This is a genomic window from Desulfurispora sp., assembly GCF_052744395.1.
This window is the reverse complement of record NZ_JBRAJI010000006.1, coordinates 1-21,995: the sequence shown is the minus strand read 5'-3', so window position 1 is coordinate 21,995 and position 21,995 is coordinate 1. Positions and strand designations below refer to the sequence as shown.

General features: G+C 58.8%; 17 protein-coding genes and 1 other RNA gene. 6 read left to right on the top strand and 12 right to left on the bottom strand.

Annotation, left to right across the window (positions count from 1 at the left end):
* Positions 1 to 2: 2 nt before the first annotated feature.
* The 7 genes from trkA to tyrS form a co-directional block, all read right to left on the bottom strand.
* Positions 3 to 1,349 carry a Trk system potassium transporter TrkA gene (trkA, locus tag ACUVTU_RS02605; protein ID WP_445888410.1) on the bottom strand — a complete coding sequence of 449 codons (1,347 nt, stop codon included), beginning with the start codon at positions 1,347 to 1,349 and terminating at the stop codon, positions 3 to 5.
* A 153-nt stretch (positions 1,350 to 1,502) separates the two neighbouring features.
* A complete protein-coding gene (yunB, locus tag ACUVTU_RS02600; protein ID WP_445888409.1) occupies positions 1,503 to 2,159 on the bottom strand; it encodes a sporulation protein YunB in 657 nt (218 codons plus the stop codon).
* A 91-nt stretch (positions 2,160 to 2,250) separates the two neighbouring features.
* Positions 2,251 to 3,801, bottom strand: a complete 1,551-nt coding sequence (locus tag ACUVTU_RS02595; RefSeq protein WP_445888408.1) for an FGGY-family carbohydrate kinase — start codon at positions 3,799 to 3,801, stop codon at positions 2,251 to 2,253.
* A gap of 9 nt (positions 3,802 to 3,810) precedes the next feature.
* Positions 3,811 to 5,346: a glycerol-3-phosphate dehydrogenase/oxidase gene (locus ACUVTU_RS02590; RefSeq protein ID WP_445888407.1), complete on the bottom strand. Its 1,536-nt coding sequence runs from the start codon at positions 5,344 to 5,346 to the stop codon at positions 3,811 to 3,813.
* Positions 5,347 to 5,358: 12 nt separating this feature from the next.
* The gene (locus ACUVTU_RS02585) at positions 5,359 to 6,948 is read right to left on the bottom strand and encodes an FAD-binding oxidoreductase (protein ID WP_445888406.1); all 1,590 of its coding nucleotides are present in this window, start codon (positions 6,946 to 6,948) and stop codon (positions 5,359 to 5,361) included.
* Positions 6,920 to 7,663: a GntR family transcriptional regulator gene (locus ACUVTU_RS02580; RefSeq protein ID WP_445888405.1), complete on the bottom strand. Its 744-nt coding sequence runs from the start codon at positions 7,661 to 7,663 to the stop codon at positions 6,920 to 6,922. The genes ACUVTU_RS02585 and ACUVTU_RS02580 overlap by 29 nt, the downstream gene beginning before the upstream one ends.
* 171 nt (positions 7,664 to 7,834) lie before the next feature.
* Entirely contained in the window at positions 7,835 to 9,061 is a 1,227-nt protein-coding gene (gene tyrS / locus ACUVTU_RS02575) for a tyrosine--tRNA ligase (protein WP_445888404.1), read from the bottom strand.
* A 201-nt stretch (positions 9,062 to 9,262) separates the two neighbouring features.
* Between tyrS and ACUVTU_RS02570 the strand changes: the two genes are divergently transcribed.
* Positions 9,263 to 11,449, top strand: a complete 2,187-nt coding sequence (locus ACUVTU_RS02570; protein WP_445888403.1) for a transglycosylase domain-containing protein — start codon at positions 9,263 to 9,265, stop codon at positions 11,447 to 11,449.
* A gap of 82 nt (positions 11,450 to 11,531) precedes the next feature.
* Here ACUVTU_RS02570 and rnpB read toward each other — a convergent pair.
* The 4 genes from rnpB to ACUVTU_RS02550 form a co-directional block, all read right to left on the bottom strand.
* Positions 11,532 to 11,871: RNase P RNA component class B (gene rnpB, locus ACUVTU_RS02565), an RNA gene on the bottom strand.
* 72 nt (positions 11,872 to 11,943) lie between these two features.
* Entirely contained in the window at positions 11,944 to 12,732 is a 789-nt protein-coding gene (locus ACUVTU_RS02560; RefSeq protein WP_445888402.1) for a helix-turn-helix domain-containing protein, read from the bottom strand.
* Entirely contained in the window at positions 12,644 to 13,810 is a 1,167-nt protein-coding gene (gene mnmH, locus ACUVTU_RS02555; protein ID WP_445888401.1) for a tRNA 2-selenouridine(34) synthase MnmH, read from the bottom strand. The genes ACUVTU_RS02560 and mnmH overlap by 89 nt, the downstream gene beginning before the upstream one ends.
* 173 nt (positions 13,811 to 13,983) lie before the next feature.
* On the bottom strand, positions 13,984 to 16,053 hold the full coding sequence (locus ACUVTU_RS02550) for a DNA translocase FtsK (protein ID WP_445888400.1): 2,070 nt from the start codon (positions 16,051 to 16,053) through the stop codon (positions 13,984 to 13,986).
* Positions 16,054 to 16,252: 199 nt separating this feature from the next.
* Between ACUVTU_RS02550 and ACUVTU_RS02545 the strand changes: the two genes are divergently transcribed.
* Entirely contained in the window at positions 16,253 to 17,167 is a 915-nt protein-coding gene (locus ACUVTU_RS02545) for a DMT family transporter (RefSeq protein ID WP_445888399.1), read from the top strand.
* A 19-nt stretch (positions 17,168 to 17,186) separates the two neighbouring features.
* On the opposite strand, the gene uppP is transcribed toward ACUVTU_RS02545, so the two are convergent.
* Complete coding sequence (uppP, locus tag ACUVTU_RS02540; RefSeq protein WP_445888398.1) at positions 17,187 to 17,984, bottom strand: undecaprenyl-diphosphatase UppP; 798 nt, start codon at positions 17,982 to 17,984, stop codon at positions 17,187 to 17,189.
* A gap of 518 nt (positions 17,985 to 18,502) precedes the next feature.
* Between uppP and ACUVTU_RS02535 the strand changes: the two genes are divergently transcribed.
* The 4 genes from ACUVTU_RS02535 to ACUVTU_RS02520 all read left to right on the top strand — a co-directional run bounded on the left by ACUVTU_RS02535 (position 18,503) and on the right by ACUVTU_RS02520 (position 21,901).
* Positions 18,503 to 18,793 carry a zinc-ribbon domain containing protein gene (locus ACUVTU_RS02535; RefSeq protein WP_445888397.1) on the top strand — a complete coding sequence of 97 codons (291 nt, stop codon included), beginning with the start codon at positions 18,503 to 18,505 and terminating at the stop codon, positions 18,791 to 18,793.
* A gap of 144 nt (positions 18,794 to 18,937) precedes the next feature.
* On the top strand, positions 18,938 to 19,537 hold the full coding sequence (locus ACUVTU_RS02530; RefSeq protein ID WP_445888396.1) for a hypothetical protein: 600 nt from the start codon (positions 18,938 to 18,940) through the stop codon (positions 19,535 to 19,537).
* A 118-nt stretch (positions 19,538 to 19,655) separates the two neighbouring features.
* Positions 19,656 to 20,129: a GspH/FimT family pseudopilin gene (locus tag ACUVTU_RS02525; protein ID WP_445888395.1), complete on the top strand. Its 474-nt coding sequence runs from the start codon at positions 19,656 to 19,658 to the stop codon at positions 20,127 to 20,129.
* A 74-nt stretch (positions 20,130 to 20,203) separates the two neighbouring features.
* Positions 20,204 to 21,901, top strand: coding sequence for a GspE/PulE family protein (locus ACUVTU_RS02520; protein WP_445888394.1), 1,698 nt, complete (start codon positions 20,204 to 20,206; stop codon positions 21,899 to 21,901).
* Positions 21,902 to 21,995 lie beyond the last annotated feature (94 nt).

The window sequence follows — 21,995 nt, the reverse complement described above, 5'->3', positions numbered from 1 at the left end:
GCTCAGATGCCTCCCGCTGCACACATGGCTTCCACCAGATGCACGTTGTGTCCCAGAGCAAACACCACCAGGCGATCTTCGGGCAGAATCATCTCCTGACCCCGGGGAATGATAATCCTGTTATCACGGCTGATGGCCCCCACAATCACGCCCCGCGGCAGTCCAGCCCTGGCCAGCATCTTGTTGGCCAGCCGGCTTCCCGCCTGCACAATCAGCTCCATGACTTCGGCCTGCTCGTTCAGCAGCAGCACCAGCGACAGCAAGCGCCCGCCCCTGATGAAGCGCAAAATTTCTCCAATGGTAATCAAGCGGGGGCTAATCGCCGCATCCACCCCCAGCTTTTCCACCAGCGGGGCATAACTGGGCCGGCTTACTTTGGCGATGACCCGTTTGGCCCCCAATTGCTTGGCCAGCAGGGCAATGAGCAGGTTTTCCTCGTCAATGCCGGTCACCGCGATAAAGCCATCGGTTTCCCTGATTCCTTCCCGCTTTAACAAATCCACATCGGTACCGTCACCGCGCAGCACCAGCACATTGGGCAGTTTTTCCGCCAGTTCCTCGCAGCGCTGCGGGTTTTGCTCAATGATCTTTACCCGCATGCCCCGGTCGGAAAGATGATCCGCCAGATAGTAGGCGATGCGGCCGCCACCCATGATAATAATGTTCTGCAGGCGCCGCTGTTTGCGCTTGAACTTGCCGCCCAGCTTTTCAATGCTGCCGGCCTTGCCCAGCCAGTACAGATGATCGCCCGGCAGGAGCAGATCTTTGCCCGAAGGGATAATAATTTCCCCCCCGCGGGAGATGCCCACTAGCAGCAGATCATCGGGCAGCACCAGATCTTTCACTTTCCGGTTCACCCAGCCGGCATGGCTGTCCTCCAGCGTCACCTCCAGCAGCTGCACTTTGCCATTGGCAAAAGGCTCCAGGTGCACCGGCAGGGCCAGCGTTAAGAGGCGCACTATTTCCAGAGCCGCCGCATACTCCGGATTGATCACCAGATCAATCCCCAGATCTTCCTTGGAGATAATCAGTTCATGGGCATACTCGGGGTCGCGCACCCGGGCAATGGTTTTGGGAATCCCCACCCGTTTGGCCGTCATACAGGCGATCATGTTGATTTCATCGCTGCTGGTCACAGCCACCAGCAGGTCACTGCCGGCAATGGCGGCATGGGAAAGCAGCAGAGCGCTGGAACCGCTGCCGCGCAGGGTCAATACGTCCAGGTGTTCGCTGAGCTGGGTGAGCTTGTGCTCATCCCGGTCCACCACCACCACATCGTGCCCTTCCTCAGTTAAACGGCGGGTGATCTCCAGACCAACCTTGCCCGCACCAATAATCGTGATTTTCATAACCAGTAATCCCTCCGCGGCGACCCCGGATGATCAGTCCATCTAAATAAAAAAATAAAAAACTGCTCCCTCTGCAGCAGCACTGTCTATGATTATTTATACTAATTGGTTGTCCATAAAGCAAGCACAATTTTTGGATGAGCCCGGTATATTCTATTTACCGGCCGGTTCCAGCGTCTGCCAGCCGGGAAGGCCCAGGTACACCCGCGGCACATCGCCCACCACCACACTTTCTGCTACCGGCACAGTGGTGGTGAGAGGGACGGTTTCATTCCAGACCGGAGCAACCAGCTTAATATCGGTAACCAGGCACAGCGCCAGCACATGCCTGGTCTGATTGATCCCCACCGCTTCAAATTTGTCCTGCCAGCTGACCCGCAGCTCACCGGCCGGCAAAATGCGGACCGCAAGGCGCGGCCCGTAGTCGGCCAGCCAGGTCAGACCGGTAATCAACCCCAGAGGCAACATGACGGTTTGTTGCGGCAGGCTGGCCAGCCGGCGATTCACCGCCAGGCTGACCCGGGTGGCAAACATGTTCATGCGCACTGTATTGGCCTGCATCAGCACCACCCGGCCCTGCTGGTCCTGGTGCACATTGATAAAATCCTGATACTGATAATTGCCGGCCTCAAGTTCCTCCTGCACGGCCTGGTTCACCACCGCGGTGGCCAGCTGGGAGGTCCGGTAGGCGGCCAGCCGGAAAAAGGCCGGACGCAATGCCGCATCCAGCCAGTACAACCCGGACCCGATCACCAGCAGGAGCAGCAGCACCGCTAACCAGCGCTTCCAGGGACGGCGTCTTTTGAACACGCTCCATCACCACCGGACAGGTCCACCCCGCACCCGGACAGGCTGCCGGGCAGGGTATCTTGTTCATATTATGCCGGCAAAAGCTGCTTGATTACAGCAACTGGAGTTTCTCCAGCACCCGGTAGAGCGGCCTGACCCGCCCGTACAACGGCTTGTACACTCGCTGGTAGAGTTCCGCATAGACGCCGGCAGCGGCCCGCTCCGGTAAAACCGGTTCCTGATAGCGCACCATGGCCCCGGCCGCCGCAGCCACATCATGGTACAGCCCCATGCCGGCCGCGGCCACCACTGCCGCTCCCAGGGCGGAGGTTTCCCAGGTGTGCGGCCGGTATACCGGCATATTGAACACGCCGGCGGTGATCTGCAGCACCTGGCTGCCGCGCGAACCGCCACCCGATACACATAGACGGGTAATGGGGCAACCGGTTCTTCTTTCCAGCCTCTCCCTGCCTTCGCGCAGGGCAAAGGCCAGTCCCTCCAGTAAAGCCCGGTAAAAATGCCCCCGGGTGTGCACATCCCGAAAACCAATCACACTGCCCCGCGCCTCCAGTCCGGGCAGGCGCAAACCGGGCGACCAGTATGGCTGCACCACCAGCCCCTGGCAGCCCGGAGGAATGTCCTGGATCACCCGGTCAAACACCTCTTCCGGCGCCCGGCTGCTTTCCCGGGCCGCAAACTGCTCCGGCAAACCGAACTCTTGAATAAACCAGGAAATCAGCCAGAACCCGCGGTAGATCTGCACCTCCAGGTTATAACAGTCGGGTACAGCGCTGGGGTAAGGAGGCAGCAGGGGCAAGGGCTCCCGGTAGCGCTGGCTGGTGACATTGATGGTCGCCGTAGTGCCGTGGCTGATGCTGGCCTGCCCTTCCTCCAGGCATCCCGCACCCAGCACCTCGCAGGCTTTATCCGCCGCTGCGGCAATCAGGGGCAGGCCGGGCGGCATCCCGGTGGCCGCCGCGGCCGGCCGGCTCACCTGGCCCAACACCTGCCCCGGTTTTACCAGACGGGGCAACTGCTCCGGGCGCACGGCCAGAGCGTGCCAGCGCCAGTCTTTGGGCGCAGCCCAGACCTGCCGCCGGTAATCAAAAGGCAGATAACCCACCTGGCAGCCCACCGAGTCAACCAGCTCGCCGGTTATAAGCCAGGTCAGATAACCGGAAAGAAAGAGGACCTTATCCGTCCTGTGCCAGATATCCGGACGGTGAGCGGCAAACCAGTTCACCTCGGCCTGCGCTTGCAGATATTGCAATGTGCGCCGCTGCCCCAGCAGCCCGAACAACCAGCGCCAGTACCAGGGCAGAGCTGGCACCAGCCGGGCCTGCCGCTGATCCGGCCACAAAACCGCGGGATACAGCAACCGCCGTTCTTGATCCAGCAGCAGGACGGTGCTGCGCTGGGTGGTCAGAGTGGCGCAGAGCAGCCGCTCTTTGACTCCGGGATGCTCCCGCCAGAGCGACTGCACCGCCTGGCAGAGACTCTGCCAGAATACCGCAGCCTCCTGCTCCGCCCAGCCGGGCTGCGGTGCCTGCCAGGGCGGCAAGGACACTTTCTGCATGGCCACAATATTGCCGCGCAGATCAAAAAGTACCGCCCGAACACTCTGGGTACCAACGTCTATAGAGATAATCAGCTGGTCAGCCATTTTACAAGATCACCTCCCCGCCGGCAAGCTATAAGCGGATTGGCGCAGTTTCAGGTAACGGTTTACTTCTTCCTGCCAGCGATCTTCATTCCACCCCAGAAGTGCCAGCACCCGTTCCTTAATAACCGGCAAGAGCGCCGCACCCCCGTCGGGTAACAGAATTCCCAAACGCAGCCGGCGCAGCAACAGGTCGTCCAAATGCACCACCATCTCCCGGGCGGCCACATGCGCCAGTTCTCTCCAGGTATAGGGCGTACCGGCTATCAAATCATCCGGACCACCCGCTCCGCCCGTTGTTGCCCCGTTCCAGAAGATCCGGGGCAAGTCCAGCCTCGCCGACGGAATAGCCTCTGTCTCCCCCTTACCGGTTGCCAGCCTACCAGGCACACCTGCTGCGCGAATACCAGCCATTGCCAACGCCTTTTGAGCCATTAACCGGAAAGTGGTCAGCTTGCCACCGGTAACCGTTATCAGACCAGACTCATCTTTTACCAGCATATCTCTTTTTTCCCGCGAGGGATCTTTTTTACCACTGCCCACCACCGGGCGCACCCCAGCAAAAGTAGCCAGAACGTCCTTTTCACTCAGTCCCAGGTGAGGAAAGGTAAATTGGACAGCTTCCAGTAAATATTCTTTCTCCTCGCAGCTGATGCAGGGTTCCTCGGACAATTCCCCCCGGTGATCCAGGTCGGTAGTACCCACTAAAACCGCTCCCAGCCAAGGAAAAATATACAGCGGTCGTCTGTCCCGGGGATGGAACAAGTTAATGCCCTGCTCCAGAGGTATTTTGTGGGCAGAGAAAATCAGATGGCTGCCGCGCAGCGGCCTGATCATGGGCGGAAGACCCAGGCGCCGGCGCAGGCTGTCCACCCAGGCTCCGGTAGCATTGACCACAGTGCGGGCGGCTATCTCCAACTCCCGGCCGGTTTCGGCATCGCGCACCGCCAGCCCGCAGACGCGTCCGGCCCGGTTCACCAGCAGATCCAGTACCGGCATGTAGTTCAGCGCCCGCCCGCCCAGAGCCAGCGCATGACCCAGCACCTGCATGACCAGGCGGGCGTCATCAGTTTGGGCATCCTGGTAAGCCAGCCCCTGCTGCCATTTCCCAGCCGGCAGCAGGGGAACCGCCCGCTCCAGCTGCCGGGCATCATAATGACAGCGGCTTTTGCGCCCGGCCAGCCGGTCATATACGGCCAGGCCCAGGCGGCAGGCCAGAGCTGGCCACGTCTGGCCCGGGGCAAAGGGGATCACAAAAGATTGCTGCTGCACCAGTGCGGGAAAGGTACGCAACAGCCATTCCCTTTCCCGCACGGCTGCCCGGGTGAGGGCGAGCTGTCCCTGGGCCAGATAACGCAAACCGCCGTGCACCAGCTTTCCCGAGCGGCTGGATGTTCCCCAGGCAAAATCCTTTTGCTCCAAAAGCAGCGCCTTCATTCCCGCTGCCGCGGCCAGCCAGAGAACGGCCGCCCCGGTAATCCCCCCGCCGATCACCACCAGATCCCAGGAACCTGCCAGCTGTTCCATCAGTTCCCGACGCCATTCCACTTTCTCACCCCGCTAGCATAGCTTGCCCGGATTCATTATCCCATGCCGGTCCAGCAAACTGAACGCGCCGGCCAGCAGCTTAAGGCCCGGTTCGCCTTTTTCCACCGGCAAATAGGGCTTGTGATCCAGGCCCACACCGTGCTGGTGGCTGATAGTGCCGCCGTGCTGCAAAATAGTCCGGCTGGCCAGCTCTTTGAGCTGCCGCCAGCGGCGCAAATTTTCCTCCGGATGCCGGGCCAGGCGAAATAGATAGGTCACATAAATACTGCACCCGTCGGTGTACACATGAGAAAGGTGGCTGTAAGCGTGCACTTTTTCCCCTACCCCGGCCAGTCCCTGCTGCAGCTGCCGGACCAGCTCGCCGGCCAGAACAGCCGCCCGGCGCCAGGGCACCGCGGTTTCCAGTGTATCCACAGCGTAACCGCATTCCCAGAGACTGTTGCGCCAGTAGGGCACCCGAAAGCGGGTCCGGTACCACTGCCGGCCCGGTTTGCCGCCCAGCATCATTCCGCCCCACCGGCGCACCGCCGCAACCACCTGCCGGCGGGCGAAACTCACCTCGGGCTCACTGCCGGCCGCACCAAACAACAATAAACATTTATTCTGTTTCCAGCCCCGCCAGCTCAGGTATTTCTCCAGCCAGCGCATCAGCCGGGCCTGCCCGGCCATGGCCAGGGTGGTGGCGGTTTCCAGCGGATCGCTCAGCCGCAGCATCACCAGCGGCAGGCGCTGCCGTACCAGTTCCTGCACGGCGGCCATACCGGCCTCCAGACCGGGCAGCAGACAGCCGCCAAAATATTCTGCGGCTGGCCGGCGGCGCACCCGCACCGTGACCTCGGTCAATACGCCACATCTTCCTTCCGAACCCAGGACCAGCTCCCGCAAATCCGGACCGGCGGCGCTGGCCGGAAATGGCGGCAGATACCATGTCCCCCGGGGCGTTTCCAGCCGGCCTCCGGCAAACAGCCGCTCGATGCGCCCGTACCCCAGGGACTGCTGGCCGCTGGAGCGGGTGACCACCCAGCCCCCCAGCGTGGAATACTCAAAGGATTGCGGATAATGTCCCAGTGTGAACCCCTTCCCGGCCAGCTGTTCTTCCAAGCGCGGACCGCTCACCCCGGCCTGAAAGGTGGCCAGATGGCTCAGCTCATCCATTTCCAGCAGGCGATCCATCCGGCCCAGGGCCAAAGCCAGCACCGGCGCGTCACCAACCGGCGTCAGGTGCCCCACCACGCTGGTTCCCCCCCCATAGGGAATCACGCTGATCCCATATTCCTGAGCATATTCCAGGAGCTGCCGCACCTGCTCACTGCTTTCGGGGAAGGCCACCCCGTCCGGTACGCGCCCGATCCGGCCGCTGCGCAGCTCAATCCAGTCCGGCAGGCTCTGCCCCCGGCTGTGCCGCAGGCGGATCTCGGGATCCGCGCTGATCAGGGGATGATCCGGCAGGCGCCCGGCCGGTAACCCGGATAGCACATCTTCCAGCCGCACCTCGCCGGGCGGTGTACCCGGCCCCAGGAGCTGCACCAGCATTTCCCGGGCTCCGGCCGGCAGAGGGTAATTAACTTCTTCCTCACCCCAACCGTTCCAGCGGCGCACCATGATCGGCCACCTCCTCCCCTCCGGCACGCTGCAGCTCCTCCCAGCAGTGCTGCCAGAGCTGGATCGACTCCCGCATCGCTCTTTCCGTACAGCTGTATGCTGCCGGCCCATCGCCGCGCCGGGCCGCATCTTTCAGATCGCTGTAAAAGCGCCCGGTAGCCTGGCGGCAGGCGGAATAGCGGAAATAAACCTGCCCCATTTTCTGACCCAGAACAGCAAAACTGTTCAACAGCAGCGGGTAAACCCGGTTGCCGGAATGCCGGGCCAGAGTAAGATGCAGCCGCCAATCATAAGCCGCCAGCTCCCCCGGCAGCATGCTTTCATGAGCTGCCTCCAAAAAACCGGCAATTTCCTGCGGCTGACGCTCCACCGCCGCCCGGGCGTACAGCGGCGCCATCCCCAAACGCACCTCCAGGAGCTCCCCGATAAAAGATAATGCCCCCAGCGCCCCGGCCTGGGCATGCTGGACAATGGCCGCCAGCACGTGCAGGTCACCGGTTTGCCAGAAGTCATTCACCAGCGTGGCATGACGCTCCGCCACCCTCAACCACCCGGCAGCAGCCATTTTCTGCAAGACAATCCGGATATTTGTTCTGGTAACCCCCAGCCGGCCGGCCAGTTCCCTCTCTCCGGGCAAACTGCTGCCCACGGCAAACTCTCCAGCCAGAATGCGGGCAATAATAAATTTTTCAATTTCCTCCAGCTGGCGCGCCATCCTTGCTCCCACCCCCGTTATTCCATCTGGTATCACCAGATTTAATCTGGTAATACCAGATTAAATCTGTCCGGCTCAAATGTCAATATATTCAGAAAACAAAACAAAAATAATAACCGGGCGCAGCCGTCTCCTCCGGACAACCACCCCGGTTGTTTACCGCATTTTCCCTTACTGTGACACGCGCAGGCGCAGAAACTTGCGTTTTCCCACCCTGAGCACGCTGCCGTCCACCGGCCGCAGCAGCATCTGGGGATCATCCAGCTTCTCGCCATCCAGTTTAACGCCGCCCTGCTGGATTAATCTTTTGGCTTCGCTGTTGCTGGCCGCCAGTCCCGACTGGTGCAGCAGCCGGGAGAGCTGGATGGCCCCACCTTCCAGCAGATCGGGCGTCAGCACATATTCCGGCACCTCGTCGGGCAGGTCGTGCTGCTGGAAAATGCGCTTGAACTCCTCCTCGGCTTCCTGCGCCGCCCGGGCTCCATGATAAAAAGTAACCAGCTCCCGGGCCAGGCGCATTTTGGCATCGCGCGGGTGCAGGGTGCCCTCTTGCAGCCCCCGCGCGATCTCCCTGACCTCTTCCAGAGCCAGGGGTGTGACCAGTTCGTAATAGCGCACCATCAGTTCATCGGGCAAAGACATGGTCTTGCCGTACATTTCCCGCGGCGGTTCGTCTATGCCGATGTAGTTGCCCAGACTCTTGCTCATTTTGTGCACGCCATCCAGGCCTTCCAGAATGGGCATCATGATGGCAATCTGGGGTTCCTGGCCGAACTCTTTTTGTAGATGACGCCCCATGAGCAGGTTGAACTTCTGGTCGGTACCGCCCAGCTCCACATCGCAGGCCAGAGCCACCGAATCGTAGCCCTGCATCAGGGGGTAGAAAAACTCGTGAATGCTGATGGGCTGCCCTTCCCGGTAGCGCTTGCTGAAATCCTCTCTTTCCAGCATCCGGGCCACGGTGTATTTGGCCGCCAGTTCGATCACCTGGGCAAAGGTGAGGGGAGCCAGCCAGCTGCTGTTAAAAACAATCCTGGTCTTATCCCGGTCCAGGATCTTGAAAATTTGTTTTTCATATGTTCGGGCATTTTCTTTTACCTGCTCCTCGGTCAGCTGCCGGCGCGTTTCCGATTTGCCGGTGGGATCGCCGATGCGACCCGTAAAATCGCCCAGAATAATGATCACTTCATGCCCCAGTTCCTGAAACTGGCGCATCTTCTGCAGCACAACCGTATGCCCCAGGTGAATGTCGGGAGCGGTGGGATCCAGACCAAGTTTTATTTTCAGAGGACGCCCGGTGGCCACCGCCCGCTGCAGTTTGGACACCAGCTCCTCCTCCGGCACTATTTCCGCCACACCTCTTTTGATAATTTCCAGTTGTTTGGCTACATCCAGCATACAGCTACTCCTTTCCGCGATACATTACCCGCGCCCGGCCCGGGCCCAGGGCCGGCAGGAACTTGAGCCGGGCGGACATTCAGCCCAATTCTCTTAATTATAGCAAACGGCAGCAAAAACTGACAAGGCGGACATCTTCCCTGTTGGCCTGAATGTGATATAATGCTGCATATCAGGCAGAACAGGGGAGGTTGGAAGAACTTGACTGCCAGAAAAAGACGTCGCCGGCTGCGGGTGGGGCGGCTGATCACTGTCATGGCTCTAGGATTTGCCGGCCTGATGCTGCTGTCCGGGCTGGGGCTGCTCCTGGTCAGCCTGCACGACCTGCCTTCTTTCGACACCGCCGCCTTGAGCACAGCCAATGCGACCACGGTTTATGACCGCGACAACAAACCGGTAGGAACAATTGGAGCGGAAAACCGGGTACCGGTAAAAATCAAAGATATTCCCGAACAGGTGCAGCAGGCCTTCCTGGCGGCAGAAGACCGCCGCTTTTACGAACATCACGGCGTGGACCTGATTGGCATCTTCCGCGCGGCTGTTACCGACGTACTGGGCCGCGGGCTGCACCAGGGCGCCAGCACCATCACCCAGCAGCTGGTCAGACAGTCCTTCCTGACCCCGGATAAAACCTTCAAGCGTAAAATCCAGGAAGCAATTCTGGCCATCCAGCTGGAAAGGCACTATACCAAGCCCGAAATATTGGAAATGTATCTGAACAAAATCTATTTTGGGGAAGGTGCCTACGGAATTCAATCGGCCGCCCGGCTGTATTTCAACAAGGATGCAGCCAAACTCACTCTGCCGGAGGCGGCCTTGCTGGCCGGTATTATCCAGGCCCCTTCCTACTATTCGCCTTACCAGAACCCGGAAGCGGCTCAAAAACGGCGCAACCTGATCCTGGACAACATGTCCCGCTATGGCTTTATTACCGCCGAGGAGGCCGCGGCAGCCCAAAAAAGCAAATTGGAACTGGCCACCGGCACACCGGACAACCGCAAGTACCCCTATCCCTATTTCATTGATTACATCACCAGCCTGCTGGTGGAAAAATACGGGTCGGATCTGGTCTATAAGGGCGGGCTGAGAGTATACACCACGCTGGACACCAGAGTACAAAAAATTGCCGAGGAAGTACTGGCCAACAGCAAAAATTATCCCCCCGTACAGGATGTCCAGGGAGCCATGGTGGTGCTGGACGCCCGCAAGGGTTACATTCTGGCCATGGTGGGCGGCCGGGAACACAAGGGACGGCTGGCCTGGAACCGGGCCGTGCGCTCCCCCGGCCAGCCCGGTTCGGCTTTCAAACCAATCATCGCCTATGCCCCCGCCATTGAATTGAAAGGCATGGGCCCGGCTACAGTGGTGGACGATATTCCGGTCAACTATAACGGGTATCAGCCGCAAAACTCCGACCGGAAATACCGCGGACTGATCACCCTGCGCACCGCCCTGACCCACTCGGTCAATGTGGTGGCGGTGAAACTGGTAATGGACAGTGTGGGGCTAAACCAGGCCATCGACTTTGCCGGGCGCTTCGGATTTAAAATTGATCCGGCCCGTACCGGTGCCAGCATCGCTCTGGGCACCTGGGATGTTTCCCCGCTGGAACTGGCCAGCGCCTATACCGCCCTGGCCAATGAAGGCATTCAGAGTCAGCCGCTGGCCATCCTGCGCGTCGAAGACGCCAACGGCCATATCCTGGAGGAAGCACGGCCCCGGCAGAAACAGGTGATCAGCCCCGCCACCGCTTTTCTGGTTACCGACATGCTGCGTTCGGTAGTGGAGAGCGGCACCGGCCAGAACGCCCGCCTGGCTCGTCCGGTGGCCGGCAAGACCGGCACCACGGAAAAAGGTACCGACCTCTGGTTTGCCGGCTATACCCCCCAGATGGTGGGAGTGGTCTGGGTGGGGACTGAAAATAACCGTTCCATGCCCCGGGCTTACGGCGGTACCTACCCGGCCGCGATCTGGCGTCAGGTGATGGCACGGGCCCTGCAGAATGTACCGCCCCAGGACTTCAGCCGTCCGGCCGATATCACCACGGCCACCGTGGACAGCAAGTCCGGCCTGCTGCCCGGTCCCAACACGCCACCCGAGCATCAGGTCACCGACTACTTCGCTGCCGGCACAGTGCCCACAGAAGTGGATAACACCCATGTACCGGTGGAAGTATGCGCCACCTCGGGTTTGCTGCCCACCGCAAACTGTCCGGAGCGGGTGGTGCGCCATCTGGTCAAACTGCCCTACGAAGTCCCGGAATTTGTCCTGGACTATCTGGACCGGGTACCCACCAAAACCTGCCCGGTGCACAACCCGACCGGCAGCCTGCTGCCATCTGATGCACCTACCGTTCAGACACCGGCCGAAGGCGGGTTTATCCCCTAGAACAACCAAAAAGACGGGAGCGGGTCTTTAAGGACCTGTCCCGTCTTTGATCCACTGTCAGGCAAAATCAAACAAAAAGCACGACTGTAAGCGAGATTCTGTTATTTCAAGCAGCCATCTATCTAGGGGGGTCCACTGGAACCCGCCCTCCTCCCCTTCGAGAGGTGCCCCTACCCGCAGCCAGAGCTGCCTATTTGGGTTGCACGCCGGTGGAGTTTACCCTTGCACTCACCGGTCGCCCGGTGAAATAGTTTCTGTGGCACTTTATGGCTACTCGGAACTGCGAGAGTTCCTTTTGCCGTCGTCGGGTCGCCCCGCCCCGGCTTGCGCCGGGCACCGTTTTACACGCCCTTGCCGGGCGTGTGCGTGTCTCGACTTTCCTCTGCGCTGTTCAAATGACAGCACAGCGGCTGCTCATCGTACTTTTTGTTTTCATTTTGCCTGGAAGTTAATTATAACTTATTTTCGGCCGCTTGAGCAAGTGACAGTTCATGTCAGCTCTGGCCGGTAGAGGTAAATTCCCGTTTAATCACCTGGCCCACGCCGCCCAGCACACCCAGATTGCGCCCGTTGTACTGCACCTGCACCACACCGGCGTTGCCCAATTTGACGTAAATCCTCTCCTGACCGCGAAACTGCTTCATTTCACCGGCCTGCAGGATACCGGTAAATTCCTCCCGGCCGTCCACCACCACCTGCATCCAGCTGCGGCTGTCGGTAACATTGAGCACCAGATCCACACCCTCCGGTGCCGGGTTTACGGAAGGCGGGCTGACTGAGGGAGGTAAAGTAGATTTATCGCCTTTCTGAGCCACCGGAGGCGTCGGAGCAGGAACCGGTTTTCCCGGTTGCCAGGCCGCATACAGGGCCCATCCGCCCAGTAAAACCAGCACCGCACCGGCCAGGGCTATCCAGGTCCGCAAGCGCACCGGTCTGGCAGCGGGCTCCTGACTACCCCCGGCTTTGGGCCGGCGCTCCGCCGGGCGCTGCTTTCGCCTGGTTTCGGCTGGCTCCGCCTCCCGGGCACCGCTTTGTTCACCCGGCAAACCGGTTGGCGCCAGCGACCGGTCCATTTCCTGAACCATTTCCTCACCGGGCAGGCCCAGATAACGGGCATAGTTGCGCAAAAATCCCCGGGCATACACCGTACCGGGCAACTGTTGGTAGGCTTCATTTTCCAATGCCTCCAGGTATTTACGGCGAATTTTCGTAGCATTCTCGGCATCCTCCAGGGAAAGGCCCAGTCTCTCCCTGGCCTGGCGCAATTTTAGACCAACTGACATCCTGCTCACCTCCCCGCACCGGCTGACCAAATTCCGGCAAGGATTTGACAAAGGAAGCAACTATATCCGCGGCCCGATCCAGATCTTCTGTATCCACACACAGGTGGTAATCGGCACTGGGAGCAGAGGGATACTTGTACAGAGGATCGTAGTAATGGTGCAGCAAAAATTCCACCGCCGGACGGTATTGTCCGGCCGCAATCCACTGCTTGAGCTGCTCGACCCGAGTTTTTCCCAGATACTTCACCAGAGCATCCACAGCCTCCAGTAACGGCTGCAGCGCACCGGACGAATCTTCCAGCAGGTATCCCCCCAGGCTTCTTTCCACCCGGACGGGCATACCGGCATACAACAACACCCGGTAACCATCGCGGATGGCCTGCATCACCGGCGGCGGCACCAGCAGCCGCCCCAACCGCCGGCTTTCGCATTCTACTACAAAAATACCATATTTTTCAGCAGCACGCAAAGCCTGTACAATCAATCCCTCAAACATTTTCTGGCCGGGGGAAGCGGGCATACCCACCTTGCCGAATACCGAACCCCGGTGGGCAGCCAGGGTTTCCAGGTCCAGCACCGGTACGCCGTAAGCAGGTAATCTTTTGAGGATCTCGGTCTTGCCCACCCCGGTCAATCCATGCAAAACCACCGCCCGGTGGGGCAGCGCTGTGCCCAGGTAGCTATTGACATAACGCCGGTATGACTTGAAGCCCCCGATAATGCGGCAGACCTGGAAGTTCATCTGCTCCAACATATAAGCCACAAACTGGCTGCGCATCCCCCCGCGCCAGCAAAAGAGAATCACTTTTTCTCCGGCCGGCGCCAACTGTTCAAACCTCTCCAGCAGGGCGGGCAGTTTGGGCGCCACCAGCCGCAGACCCAGCCGCCGGGCAGCGGTGGGCGATACCTGTTTATAAACTGTCCCGATCTGGGCCCTTTCTTGATTGTTAAATAAAGGGATGTTGACGGCCCCGGGTATGGTCACCTCGGCAAATTCACCTTCCGAACGCACATCCACCAGCACCGCTCCGCAGTCCAAAGCTTCCAGCGCTTCCTGCACAGTAAGATTCCTGATCATTTGCACCCGACATCTCCATCATGTTAGTGCTCATGTGTCCCTGTCAGTTCACCAAAAAGAGCATAATATTCCCAAAATCAGTGTCCGTTCTATCCCAGGATAATTATAAACAGCAAACCGGCGGCTATCAACAGGCCCGGCGGTCAAAACCAAATTATTTCACCTCGCCGGAACTAATCGCTGAAACCGCCCACCCGGTCAGTTTGCTCCAATCCAGCCGCCGCCTGCTCCCGGCCCGGCGGATTCAGCAGTACCCTTCTTTTCCTTCTACTACCATCCGGTCCGAGTATGCCCATACTTTCCATTGTATCCAGCAAGCGCACCGCTCTGTTATATCCAATCTGCAGCCGGCGCTGCAGCAGGGTGGCTGAAGCCTGGCCCTGGGTGGACACCAGGTTGATGGCCTGCTGCAGCAATTCGGCATCATCCTTGCTGCCCGCCTGGTGTTCCGGACGGCCGGCTTTGCGCCAGAAATCCACCAGGCCGGTCAGTTCCTCATCGGAGACATACGCTCCCTGCACCCTGACCGGACGGCTGGATCCGCCGCCAAGCAAGAGCATATCCCCTTTGCCCAGCAACTTCTCCGCCCCGTGCTGTTCCAGAATTGTACGGGAATCTACCTGGGAGGAAACGGCAAAAGCAAGGCGGGCCGGTATATTGGCCTTGATCTGACCGGTAATTACATCCACAGACGGGCGCTGGGTGGCCACAATCAAATGGATGCCGGCCGCCCGGCCCATCTGCGCCAGCCGGCAAATGCTCTTTTCCATATCGCCCGGTGCCGTCAGCATCAAATCGGCCAGTTCATCAATCACAATCACTATGTATGGCAGACCAGCCCCTTTTTCCCCGGCCTCTGCCCTGATGAGCTGATTGTACCGGTCGATTTGCCGCACCCCCCGGGCCGCAAACTGCCTGTAACGGCGTTCCATTTCCTGGATGACCCAGGCCAGTGCCTGACTGGCCTGCCGGACACAGGTGATCACAGGAAAAATCAGGTGGGGCAAATCGCGGAAAACCGCCAGATCAACTTTCTTGGGATCCACCACCACAAAACGCAACTGCTCCCGGCTGGCGCGAAACAACAGGCTGGCCACCATGGTGTTCAAACATACGCTCTTGCCGGCACCGGTAGACCCGGCCAGCAGCAAGTGGGGTAACCCGGCCAGATCCACATACACGGGCTGGCCGGACATATCCCGGCCCAGAGCCACTGTCAGCAGGGAGGGACACTGCCAGTACGCCTCCTCCTCCAGCAGTTCCCGCAAATACACCACGCTGCGCTGTTCGTTGGGCACCTCGATGCCCAGGCAGGCTTTTCCCGGCACCGGTACCTCTATGCGCACGGCGGGCACTGCCAGAGCCAGAGCCAGATCATCGGCCAGCGACACAATACGGCTGATTTTCACGCCCGGCGGCGGGGCAATCTCATACCGGGTGATGGTCGGCCCGCAGGATACACTGACCACTTTCACCGGCAGGCCAAAGCTTTTCATGGTCTCCTGCAGCAGGTGGCTGCGCCGGGCAACCTCCCTGGTCCCGCCAGCTCCCTTTCTTTCCGGACGGCGCAGTAAATTCAGCGGAGGCAGCAGGTGCATGCCGGATGCGGCACACCGGAAAGCAGCACCGGTCTCCGGATGCCCCGGATGATGCTCCTCCGCTGATACCGGCTCCCCCTCTTCCGGCAGTTCATCTTCCAGAAAATAGCCGGTAATGTTTGACCATAATTGCCCGACCTGCCGCCACCCGCTCCAGCCTTTTTCTTGACCGGCAGTGCGCACCGCACTGCCCCGGCAGAGCTTTCCCCCGATCAGGGCCAGAGCCAGCAGGCAGATCAGCAGTCCGGGCAGACCGAAGGCCCATTTTCCCGCCCGGACGATGGCTGCACCGGCTATCCCCCCGCCCCGTCCCTGCAGCGCCGCCTCCCATTCCTGACCGGCGAACAGCACCAGATGGCAGACCGCCAGCAGCACCAGCAACAATATCACCCGGCCGGTCTGCTGGCGCACACTGCTGGCCCCGGATCGTCCCAGGAGGCGATGATAGCCTTTAACCAGCAACCAGACCGGCAACAGATAGCGCCCGTAACCCAGCAAAACCCCGCTGGCAGCCGAGAACCAGGCGGTAACCAGGCCGGCCGAAGGGCAGATAAAACAAAAGGACAGCAGTATACCCAGAGCCAGCAGGGCGATACCGGTCACTTCATGTTTCAATTTTTCATTAACCCGCTCCTCACCGTGCACCGTAACCCCCTCCATTTCTCTGGTAAATTATAACATATAACAGGCAGATATGCTTGTATATGGGAATATTTGTATAACTTTTTTCCACCGCCAGCCGCCGCTCTGGCCGGAAATAAAAAAACCGCACAGTACGGGGAGGTTTTTTCCCGTCTGCCGGCGAAAATGTACGCATTAGTTTACATTTGAGGGAGAAATGTTCGTGGAAAAAAAAGGGTTAGCACTGATCATCCTCGCTGCCACCATGTGGGGGATTGCTGGCACGGTGGCCAAATTCATGTTTAACAACAACGCCTCGCCCTTTGACCTGGTGCAGATGCGCCTGCTCATCTCCTTTTTTATTTTGCTGACCTTGCTGTCTTTGACTAACCGGTCGCTGCTCAAAATTAGCCGCAGCGATCTCCTGTATTTTCTTATTTTTGGTACACTGGGCGTAGCCATGGTCCAGTTCACTTATATGTACACCATCAGCCTGAACAATGTGGCCACGGCTATTTTCCTGCAGTATCTGGCCCCGGCTCTGGTTCTGGTTTACGGACTGCTCACGCGCAGTGAAAACCTCACCCCGGCCAAATGCGCCGCACTGGCCTGTGCCATAGCCGGTGGCCTGGGCATTGTGCGCGGCAATCTCCAGGGCGGCCTGGCCGTCAATACGACCGGGCTGATTTCCGGCCTGGCTTCCGCTCTGGCCTTTGCCTTTTATACCATATACGGTAAACGCGGCCTGAGCAAATACAATCCCTGGACCATGCTCACCTGGGGGTTCGGGATTGCCGCGCTGGTCTGGAGCTTCTACGCGCCACCCTGGCAGACCTGGCTGGCCGCCACCTGGACCACCAGACTGTTTTTTCTGTACATAGCAATTTTTGCCACCACACTGCCCTTTGGCCTGTTCTTCCTGGGTCTGAAATATATCAACCCGGTCAAGGCGGGCATCACCAGCACCCTGGAACCGGTCATCGGCACTCTGGCTTCATTTTTCTTCCTGGGTGAAGTGCTTGCTCCGGTACAGATAGCCGGGTGTTTGCTGATTCTGGTAGCCATAGTGCTGATCAATCTGCAACAAAATAAGCCGGCAGCCGCCTCCACCAATCTCGGCAGCCCCGACAACCCGTAACGCCACGCTAACGCGGCGGCTAGATGTGCAGTTGCCCTCTGAGGGCAGCCAGCACAATTACCGCCAACCCCAGCAAGATCCGGTAACCCACAAAAATGTTGAAAGTATGGCGCACCAGATAGCGCAGGAGAAATTTAATGGCCAGGAACCCCACCAGCGCCGATACCGCCACTCCCGTAATAAAAGGCAGCGTCAGGTCGGCAGCGGTCAAATCCTTCATCTGGAGCAGCCCCGCTCCCACCACAATGGGCGTGGAGAGCAGGAAAGAAAAACGCGCGGCCGTCTCCCGGGACAAGCCCAGTATCCGGCCCATGCTCATGGTCACACCGCTGCGCGAAACGCCGGGGATGATGGCCAGGGCCTGGGACAGACCAATCAGCAGGCTGTCGGCCAGTCTCAGCTGATGCATCCTTTTATAACTGGCCGCCAGCGTGTCGGAAAGGTACAGGATAACCGCCATGACGATCAGCATAATTCCGATAATCAGTGGAGAGCGAAAAATAGTTTCCGCATAATCCTCCAGGAAATATCCCACCAGCGCTCCCGGCAGGGTGGCCAGCAGCAAATACCAGAACAGCCGGCCTTCTGTTGACTGGCGCCTGGTAAATCCTTCATAAATAATCACCAACCAGTCCCGCCAGAAGTAAACCAGCACCGCCAGCAGGGTTCCCAGATGCAGTGCCACATCAAAACGCAGCCCCGCATATTGCCAGCCGAAAAACCAGGGCAGCAAAACCAGATGAGCCGAACTGGAAATGGGCAAAAACTCGCCCAGCCCCTGCACAACCCCCAGCAGAGCTGCTTCCCAAACGGTCAAGACTATCATCCCCCCGACTCGCAAACTGTTAAAATTATACCACATCCGAAGAAAAAAGCTAGCAATAAACATTTCTACAACCAGGAACAGGCTCATATAATGATTTCAGAAATTTACGCCACTTTACTGTCTCCACTATTTTTGCTATGATGATGCTCAAAGGGGGGAATTTAAACTTCCGTGGAATCTGAAATAGGTTTAATATTGTTGAGCGCCATACCACTGATTATTGTCATCGGAACGTTTAAACTGGTCTTCCTGAAAGATAGATAACCTGACCTGCCGTCCAGGCAATCCCGGGCTACCCCGCTGTTTTCACGCATCAAAATGCAGGTAGCCTTTTTTATTTTTGTATCGACAACCAGCCAAATCGTGTATATAATAATAGCAACTGGTTTGCGACTCCCGGCAAAAACTTTTCCCTCCGGTATCCTGGTCTGGTATCCCTGGAGTAGGAAGGTTTTGCTCAAGCGTGTCCCCAAGACCAGGAATTACCCAGGAGGAGGTTTTCCCCAACCATGTCTTTTGCCGACAAAACACTGGTGTGCCGCGACTGTGGCGAGGAGTTTGTTTTTACCGCCGGTGAGCAGGAGTTTTTTGCTGAAAAGGGCCTGACCAATGAGCCCAGCCGTTGCCGCCAGTGCCGCCGCATGCGCAAGTCGCAGCGCGAAGCTCAAACCGAACGGCAGATGTATGAAGCTGTCTGTGCCGAATGTGGTGCAGTGACCGAGGTGCCGTTCAAGCCTTCGGGTCGCCGGCCCATTTACTGCAGTACCTGTTACAGCAACTACCGCCGTACAGCGTATTAATAAACTCATACAACCCACCGTGCCCGGCCAACAGGGATGTTTAGAATAGCTAAGCATCCCTGTTTTTTATTATTTTCTAGAGGTAATTTATTACACACAGAGAATATATTACCATTACCATTTTGCTACCGGGAGGGTTAGAGTATGGATTTTGGGCGTTACCGGAAAGTACAGCAAGAATTGCTCCAGCTGGGGCAAAACATTCTGGCATTGTCGGCCGAAGATGGAGAAACAATGCTGCAGCTCCTTAAGGAAAAGGAAAACTTGAGCCGGAAAATACTGCAGCAGCTGCAGAATAAACTGCAACAGTGTCTGACCCGGGTGACCCAAATGCAACAGCAGATTACCCCTCTGCAGGAAAGCCTGAGCGCACTGGAGAACTCCCCTGTCTGGCAGGAAAAGGATATAAACTCTCTGCAGGAGCTGGACCAGCGGCTGGATACACTGCTGGCCGCCCTGTCGCTTTTGGAGAGCAGCCCGGTAGCCCGTTCCGCACCGGGGGCATCCGCCGGCTTCCCGGCTGCCGCCAGCCGGGAAGAAGATGGGCCGGTGTTGCCCGCCTCCAGTGACCCCAAGACCGGTCCCTCCTCCGGACCCCGAAAAAATCACCCGGGTTCCCCGCCCCGCCAGTCGAAGCTTTCACTGCCCGGTGTACGCTGCCCGGCACCGGCCACCCTGGCCGAACTGGAACAACTGGTGCAGGCTGAACTGAAAAAACAGCAAACCGGTCTTCTGCCCACATAATTTGGCCAAACCAGGGCAGGATTTTGCTGAAAAAGCCAGAATAACTGCTCAAAGCAGCCTGAAATCATGAAAACATATTAAATATACCCAGAAATATCTCAGTTAAGGATTGGTTTTTTTGTCTGGCAAATCTGCCTTTACACTGGTGGAAATAATCATTGTGCTGGCCATTGCCGGCATTCTGGCAGTAATCATCGCACTGCCCGTGGCAAAAGCATATCACAGACAGGCCCTGTACATTGCCGCCAGACAACTGGAAGCCGACATCCTGGAGCAGCAGCAGGCGGCCATCAGTCAACCGGATGCCGGCAACACTTATCAGCTCCTGCTGGATGTGGAAAGAGACCGGTATATCCTGCGTCTGGGGGCATTTACCGTCATTAAAAGAGTCCCGCTGCCGCCCGGTGTGGATATGGAGGAGGCCAGCGGTTTTGGCCCCAATTTAAGCAATAAACTGTTAGAGTTCAATTATAACGGTATCCCCAGACAGTCCGGCCACATCACTCTGCGCGACAGAAATTCGGACCAGCGTTATTATGTGATCATTACACCGGTTACCGGCCGGGTGCGCACCTCCCGTACACCACCCTGATGCCCGCGGCAAACTGGAACAATGTATGGGTAAAACACAGGCCAGGGCACAGCATTAGCAAAGGAGCGTTGAATATGCCCCCCCGCCATCCCGCACCACCCCGGCGCCTGGGCGATTTGCTCATAGACAGCGGACTGCTTACTCCAGAACAGCTGCAGCTGGCCCTGCGCGAACAGAAGCGCACGGGTGAACGCCTGGGCCGCACCCTGATCCAGCTGGGTATGGTCAGCGAGCAGGACATCATGAATGTGCTGGAGATGCAGCTGGGCATCCCCCAGATCCAGCTGAGTAAACTGCTGAATGTGGAACTGGTGCGCAGCTTTCCCGAGGAACTCATCCGGCGCACCCGCATAGTTCCGGTGAAAAAAGAGGGACAGAGGCTGATTGTCGCTCTGGCCGACCCCCTCAACGTGGTGGCCCAGGACGATTTCCGGGTGGCCACCCGCCTGGAGATCACCCCCATGCTGACCACCGAGAGCGAGATCGATCAGGCCATCTCCCGGGCCTTCGCCATGGCCAATCTGGAAAGAGAATTTGCCGGCCCCGCTCCCGAGGATACCGGACGCCCAGAGACCATCCGCATCTCTTTTCAGGAAAACATGGGCGCAGGCGAGGCACCGGTAGTGCGCCTGGTCAACTCCATCTTCACTCAGGCCGTCAACGAACGGGCCAGCGATATTCACATCGAGCCCCGGGAAAAGGGGCTGCTGGTACGCTTTCGGGTGGACGGCATCCTGCGCGATGTACTGGAACTGCCGGCGCAGGCGCGTATTCCGGTTACTTCCCGGCTGAAGATACTTTCGGGTATGGACATTGCCGAAAGGCGCCTGCCCCAGGACGGCCGGCTACAGCTGGACTTCTCCGGCCGCAGCATCGACATGCGGGTGTCCAGCCTGCCCACTGTCTACGGCGAAAAGATCGTCCTGCGCCTGCTGTACAAAAGCGACCAGCTCTTCGACCTGCCCCAGCTGGGGTTTTCCGCTCCCAACCTGGAGCGCTTCCGCAGCATGCTCAAAGCCGCCTATGGACTGATCCTGCTTACCGGCCCCACCGGCAGCGGCAAAACCACCACCCTCTACGCCGCCCTGCGCGAAATCAGCTCGGTCGAGCGCAACATCATCACCATTGAGGATCCGGTGGAATACCTGCTGCCGGGCATTAACCAGACCCAGGTCCACGTGCGGGCCGGGCTGACCTTTGCCACCGGCCTGCGCGCCATCCTGCGCCAGGATCCCGATGTGATCATGGTTGGTGAAATCCGCGACCGGGAAACCGCAGAAATCGCCGTGCGGGCCGCCACCACCGGTCACCTGGTCCTGAGCACGCTGCACACCAATGATGCGGTTGGGGCTGTGGGCAGACTGATGGACATGGGGGTGGATCATTTTCTGGTTGCGGCTTCGCTGCTGGGTGTCACCGCCCAGAGGCTGGTACGCCTGTTATGCCCGCACTGCAAGCAACCCTATCAACCCGGCCCGGAAGACCGGCTGTTTTTGGGTGCCCACTGGCGGGAAGATACGGTTCTCTATCAGCCGGCGGGATGTGCGCAGTGCCACCAGACCGGCTACCGGGGGCGCACCGGTATCCACGAGGTGTTGCTGGCCTCGGGCGTACTGCGCGAAATGATCAATAACCGCCAGCCCCATGCCGCCATCAAGAAGCAGGCCACCGCCGAAGGAATGGTCCTGCTGCAGGAGGACGGCATCCAGAAGGTGCTCCAGGGTCTTACTTCCCTGCAGGAAGTGCTGCGCGTGGCCTATACCCGGGAATAAAATACATAATTGAATTTTTCCACCCCGCTAACTATAATAAACCTGAATCCGTGAAATAAATTTTTAAAAAACCCTTGATATTCTGCGATATTTA

Coding starts and splice junctions, on each gene's coding strand:
- tyrS (WP_445888404.1), bottom strand. CDS start 9,061: ATGCTGGATGTAGCCAAACAACTGGAAATTATCAAAAGAGGTGTGGCG.
- ACUVTU_RS02580 (WP_445888405.1), bottom strand. CDS start 7,663: ATGGCGCGCCAGCTGGAGGAAATTGAAAAATTTATTATTGCCCGCATT.
- ACUVTU_RS02520 (WP_445888394.1), top strand. CDS start 20,204: ATGCCCCCCCGCCATCCCGCACCACCCCGGCGCCTGGGCGATTTGCTC.
- ACUVTU_RS02560 (WP_445888402.1), bottom strand. CDS start 12,732: ATGTCAGTTGGTCTAAAATTGCGCCAGGCCAGGGAGAGACTGGGCCTT.
- ACUVTU_RS02585 (WP_445888406.1), bottom strand. CDS start 6,948: ATGGTGCGCCGCTGGAACGGTTGGGGTGAGGAAGAAGTTAATTACCCT.
- ACUVTU_RS02530 (WP_445888396.1), top strand. CDS start 18,938: ATGGATTTTGGGCGTTACCGGAAAGTACAGCAAGAATTGCTCCAGCTG.
- ACUVTU_RS02535 (WP_445888397.1), top strand. CDS start 18,503: ATGTCTTTTGCCGACAAAACACTGGTGTGCCGCGACTGTGGCGAGGAG.
- trkA (WP_445888410.1), bottom strand. CDS start 1,349: ATGAAAATCACGATTATTGGTGCGGGCAAGGTTGGTCTGGAGATCACC.
- ACUVTU_RS02595 (WP_445888408.1), bottom strand. CDS start 3,801: ATGGCTGACCAGCTGATTATCTCTATAGACGTTGGTACCCAGAGTGTT.
- mnmH (WP_445888401.1), bottom strand. CDS start 13,810: ATGATCAGGAATCTTACTGTGCAGGAAGCGCTGGAAGCTTTGGACTGC.